We start from the raw sequence: 4,199 nt of genomic DNA, 5'->3' as shown, positions 1-4,199 counted from the left end.
CCGTTGTCGTGGGTCAGCGCCGCCGTGGTGCACCAGGTGGACCGGCCCATGCACCGCACCCGGCGTTCGGTGCCCACCGTCCGCCAGCTGCTGTGGCACCGCTGGGAGACGGCGCGCACGCTGATGGAGTTCCCGGGGCTGGCCGCGACCATGGACCTGCTGCTGCGGCGGGTCGCCCGGCCGTGGCGGACCGCTCCGCTGCCGCGATACCCGGCCTTCCGCCGCTGAGACCGGGGCGGCCCGGGCCTGCCGCACCGCCGAGGCTGGTGACGGGCGGGCGCGGCGCGCTTTTCGGGCGCCGCGGAAGGGGCACGCGGGGGGAACACCGCTCCCGCACGGAGGGAAGTACCACGATGGCCGAGTACGAACGTTCCCGCACGATGCACGCGCGGCCCGAGCAGGTCTTCGACCAGGCCGCCGACGTCGGCCAGCTCGACACCTGGATCCCCGACGCCGTGCACGTCGAGGCGGCGGACCTCCCTGCCGTGACCGTGCACGAGGACCGCTCCGGCCAGGACATGCCCGCGCTGCTGCGCTCGGAGCGGGACCAGATGCGGCTGGAGTGGGGCACCCGGGAGCAGGGCGCCTACGCCGGCTGGCTCCAGGTGTCCGGCATCGACAGCGGCCCGAGCGAGGTGATCGTGCACCTGTCCTTCTTCGACGAGGCGCACGACCCGGGCGAGCAGGCGGTCGGCGAGGCGCTGGACGGCAGCCTGCGGCGGCTGGAGGAGCGGGTGCGGTCCCGGTCCGGGGACGCGGCGGGCTGACCGCCCCGCCGGGGGCCGGGCAGGAGCGGACGGCCCGCGTACAAGGCCCTCGGCCACGCGCTGCACGACGGACCGCGGGTGACGGTCGCCGCCACCGATCCCGCCCCGACGAGAAGCCCGCCGCACCGGGCTCCGCCCAGCACGAGGGATGGGAGCCGGCCGATACGACGGTCACGGCCGGCGACACGGCCGACTTCCGGATGACCGGTGATCGGTCGCCGGTCGCCGGTGAGGCGGTCTCGGGCGGCGGTCCGGCGAACACCGGCTCCGGTGCGGTGCTGCCGGTCGCCGCAGCGGGAGCCGTGCTTATGGGCACCGGGCCGGGCGTGGGCGTATGACGCCGGGCCGGCCCGGGGCGCCGGCGGCCCCGGCCGGTGGTCAGTTCGAGCCGGAGCCGAGCGTCCGGGTCGTATAGGCGCACTCCGTGTAGAGGACTGTCGAACTACCGGAATCCGGGTCTCTGGGTGTGCGCATTGCGCCCACCCGGCACGGCGGTGAGGGGATGGCAAGAGGCACGGCGCGGAGCGTCGTTCCTCGAGCAGGACCGTCCCCGCTCGGCGGGCGGGTCGGCTCGGCCGGACGCCCCGCCGACGGGACTCCCTCACTCCGGCAGTCCGTGACTCCGGGAGTTCGGCACTGCGTCAGCCGGTCGGAGCGGGGCCGGGTCCGAGGGGGCGCCGTATGCCGGGCGCGGTCGGCTGGCGGTCGACGACGGGCAGCGGCCGGTCAGCGGCTCGGTCGGCGGCGGTGCCCGGTCGCGGAACGGCGGTGTCCGGCGGGAGGGGGCTGGGCTGGGGGCCGGTGCCCAGGGGGCGGCGGGTGGTGCTCACGGCCTCATCCTGGCAGGCCAGGGCGGGGCAGTTGACCTACTCGGCGGCCGCGGCCGGCGGCGTGCTGAGCGGGGTAGGCGCTGGAACACCACCGCGGGAGAACCGCTCGAGCCGCAGCTCAAGGGCGCCGAGCCGGTCGTCCCCATGCTGCGGATTTCTCAGCGCCCCGTGGAACGGTATGGGAGGGACCAGATCAGGAAGCCGTATCCGGACCTCGCCACGTCTTCCACCGCACCGCTGGCATGACCGCTAACCAGCGCCTGGTCGTCATGCTCTACGCGATGTACCCCACCGACCGCCCCGGCACCGTAGTCGACACCGGCGCCGACCGCGCCAAGCTCGTCTCCGACCGTCTTCTCCCGCACCCGACGCTGGGCCGTGGAAGCTCGATGGGTCGAGGAACCCGAGCGGCTCGCACACATCAGCTGCTGCCGGCTCAGCGAGAAGAGCACCGGCGAGGACGTCGTCCCCCTGCGCCGCGGAGGCTCCAAAAAATCAGAACTCATGTACGTGAGGTCAATGAGCACCGATCCCAGTATCGGTGCTCATTGACCTCACGTACGGGGTTCACAGTTACGGCTGAAGTTTGTGGGCTGTTGGCGCGGTGGAGGGGAACGGAACCCGGTTCTCCTCGGACCGTGAGACATGGGGAAAGATGACCACATGACGACGCGCGGCATACGCTGGCTGTCGGAGTGCGAATGGCATTTCGGCGTGACCTTCGCCCACGGCCTCACAGCGGAGGAACTGGCCGCACGACTGGGCGCCGGGCCGGGTAGCAGGCCGTCGGTGACGGCCCACGCGGCGGTCATGCTGCTCACCGATGCCGATGTCGGCGTCGCCCGGATCGGCGAGGCCGGAGGGTGGGCTTTCGCCGTCGAGTACGGAGAGAGCCGCGGCACGCGGCACGACGTACTCAAGAAGGTGTCCCGGGGTGAGGTCACCGCAGTGAAACCTCGATCCCCAGGCGTTCCACCCGCCTCCCATGTTCTCCTGTGCCGTTGACGACGAGCTGGTGTGTTCATTCGGCTTGGGCGAGGAATGGCGGCGTTGGGGAACAGACCCCGACCTGCTTCAGGACGAGCTCGAGGGCGCAGGGATCATTCTCCCGGGCGGCGAGTATCTCGAGACGAGCGGGGACCGGTACAGCCGACGGATCGCGTTGTCACTGGGCGTGGTGGAGAAGCGCTTCGGCCTCTCCCTACCGCGTGACCAGGTGCTAGATGGCGCGCTGCCGTTTGCCGTGATCAGCGGTAGGCCCTCTCTCGACACCCTCGACTTCTGATCTGCCGGTTTCCTTTGCCGGCCGGTTAGGCGCCGTAGGCGGAGGAGTCCCCGGACCCCGACCGCGAGGCAAAGCTGGACCGGATCGAGGAGGTCCTGGACCGCTTCCCGGACCGGGTCCTCGCGTTCGACGAGTTCGGCTCGCTCGGCATCTGCCCCATCGGCGGTGCCGGCTGGGCCCTGGCGGCCAGTCACCCCGAGCGGCACCCGGTGACCTACCACCGCACGCATGGCGTCAGGTACTTCCACGGCTATTCGGTTGTTGACGACACGCTCTGGGGCGTCAACCGCCGGAAGAAGGGTGCCGCGAACACGCTGGCCGCGCTCAGATCGGTCCGGGCTGCCCGACTGGACGGCGGCCCCATCTACGTCATCCTGGACAACCTGTCCGCCCACAAGGGCGAGACGTTCGCCACTGGGCGAAGAAGAACCGAGTCGAGCTGTGCTTCACGCCAACATACGCGTCCTGGGCCAACCCAATCGAGGCGCACTTCGGGCCGCTGCGGCAGTTCACCATCGCCAACTCCAACCACCGCAACCACACCGTGCAGACCCGGGCCCTGCACGCCTATCTGCGCTGGCGCAACGCGAATGCCCGTCACCCCGACGTGCTGGCAGCCCAGCGCCGCGAGCGCGCTCGCATCCGCAGCGAGAAGGGCATCCGTTGGGGCGGACGTCCCCTCGCCGATGCCGCTTGACCAGCCCGGCCACCTTGCCCGGCCGGGTTCTAGCAGTAGCCGTCCACCCTGGCACCAGCTGGAGCGAGGTTGGGCCAGGGATGTCCTGCTCTGTCGGAGGCAGCGGACCGTAGGAGGTCAAGAATCGTGCACCCCGGGTAGCCCCGAAAACTCGCGTAGGTGCCCCGGTAGTAGCAGCTCCAGTAGCTCACGACCCGCCGTTGAGTGCGCGCGAAGAAGGCAGCGTTGTCCACGAGGAAATGCCCGTAAGCACGGTGGCCGTAGGTGCAGGGCGTGGCGAGATCACGGAGCTCATCGCAGATGACGACCAGGATCTCCAAGACGTATTCGCCAACCAGCTGCACGACGAAGGGGACGACCCATGGGTCCGTGGAACCAACGACCTTCTCCAGGTGGCGTTGCCTGACCATGCCGTCGCAGTGCCTTGAGTACAGGCAGTGCAGAAGCTGTTGTTGGCGCGACGAAAGCGACGCCACCCTGTCAGTTGGCGGCTCGTCGTTGTAGAGGCGCCCGGGGATCAAAACCTGCTGGCCCTTGACAGCGACCGAGAACGAGGCATGCGGCTGGAGCCGAGAATCAGGCATCACCGCCAGGACTGCCTCGGCATCGCTTGCAAGCTC

At 70.4% G+C, this 4,199-nt stretch carries 5 protein-coding genes and 3 pseudogenes; 6 read left to right on the top strand and 2 right to left on the bottom strand.

Going from position 1 to position 4,199, the window contains the following annotated elements; genetic code table 11:
* Together GT030_RS14810 and GT030_RS14805 are read left to right on the top strand one after the other, a co-directional pair.
* Positions 1-228, top strand: a pseudogene (locus tag GT030_RS14810) (hypothetical protein); the annotation flags it as partial.
* Positions 229-353: 125 nt separating this feature from the next.
* On the top strand, positions 354-767 hold the full coding sequence (locus tag GT030_RS14805) for an SRPBCC family protein (RefSeq protein ID WP_135794700.1): 414 nt from the start codon (positions 354-356) through the stop codon (positions 765-767).
* A gap of 641 nt (positions 768-1,408) precedes the next feature.
* Here the strand turns inward: GT030_RS14805 and GT030_RS14800 are convergent.
* Entirely contained in the window at positions 1,409-1,597 is a 189-nt protein-coding gene (locus tag GT030_RS14800; protein ID WP_161201507.1) for a hypothetical protein, read from the bottom strand.
* 114 nt (positions 1,598-1,711) lie between these two features.
* On the opposite strand from GT030_RS14800, the pseudogene GT030_RS36445 reads away from it, so the two are divergent.
* From GT030_RS36445 to GT030_RS14790, 4 genes and pseudogenes are all read left to right on the top strand, one after another.
* Positions 1,712-1,816, top strand: a pseudogene (locus GT030_RS36445) (XRE family transcriptional regulator); the annotation flags it as partial.
* Positions 1,817-2,260: 444 nt separating this feature from the next.
* Entirely contained in the window at positions 2,261-2,602 is a 342-nt protein-coding gene (locus GT030_RS36435) for a hypothetical protein (protein ID WP_237522436.1), read from the top strand.
* Positions 2,583-2,882, top strand: coding sequence for a hypothetical protein (locus tag GT030_RS36430; protein WP_237522435.1), 300 nt, complete (start codon positions 2,583-2,585; stop codon positions 2,880-2,882). Before GT030_RS36435 ends, GT030_RS36430 begins: the two co-directional genes overlap by 20 nt.
* Before the next feature lie 41 nt (positions 2,883-2,923).
* Positions 2,924-3,579, top strand: a pseudogene (locus GT030_RS14790) (transposase); the annotation flags it as partial.
* 29 nt (positions 3,580-3,608) lie between these two features.
* Here the strand turns inward: GT030_RS14790 and GT030_RS14785 are convergent.
* A partial coding sequence (locus GT030_RS14785; RefSeq protein WP_161201506.1) for a hypothetical protein occupies positions 3,609-4,199 on the bottom strand: 591 nt, incomplete at its 5' end.

Source organism: Streptomyces sp. SID1328 (assembly GCF_009865595.1).
GTDB classification, from domain to species: domain Bacteria; phylum Actinomycetota; class Actinomycetes; order Streptomycetales; family Streptomycetaceae; genus Streptomyces; species Streptomyces griseoluteus.
The sequence above is the reverse complement of the archived record's forward strand: the minus strand, read 5'-3'. Positions and strand labels throughout refer to the sequence as shown.

Coding starts and splice junctions, on each gene's coding strand:
- GT030_RS14805 (WP_135794700.1), top strand. CDS start 354: ATGGCCGAGTACGAACGTTCCCGCACGATGCACGCGCGGCCCGAGCAG.
- GT030_RS36435 (WP_237522436.1), top strand. CDS start 2,261: ATGACGACGCGCGGCATACGCTGGCTGTCGGAGTGCGAATGGCATTTC.
- GT030_RS36430 (WP_237522435.1), top strand. CDS start 2,583: ATGTTCTCCTGTGCCGTTGACGACGAGCTGGTGTGTTCATTCGGCTTG.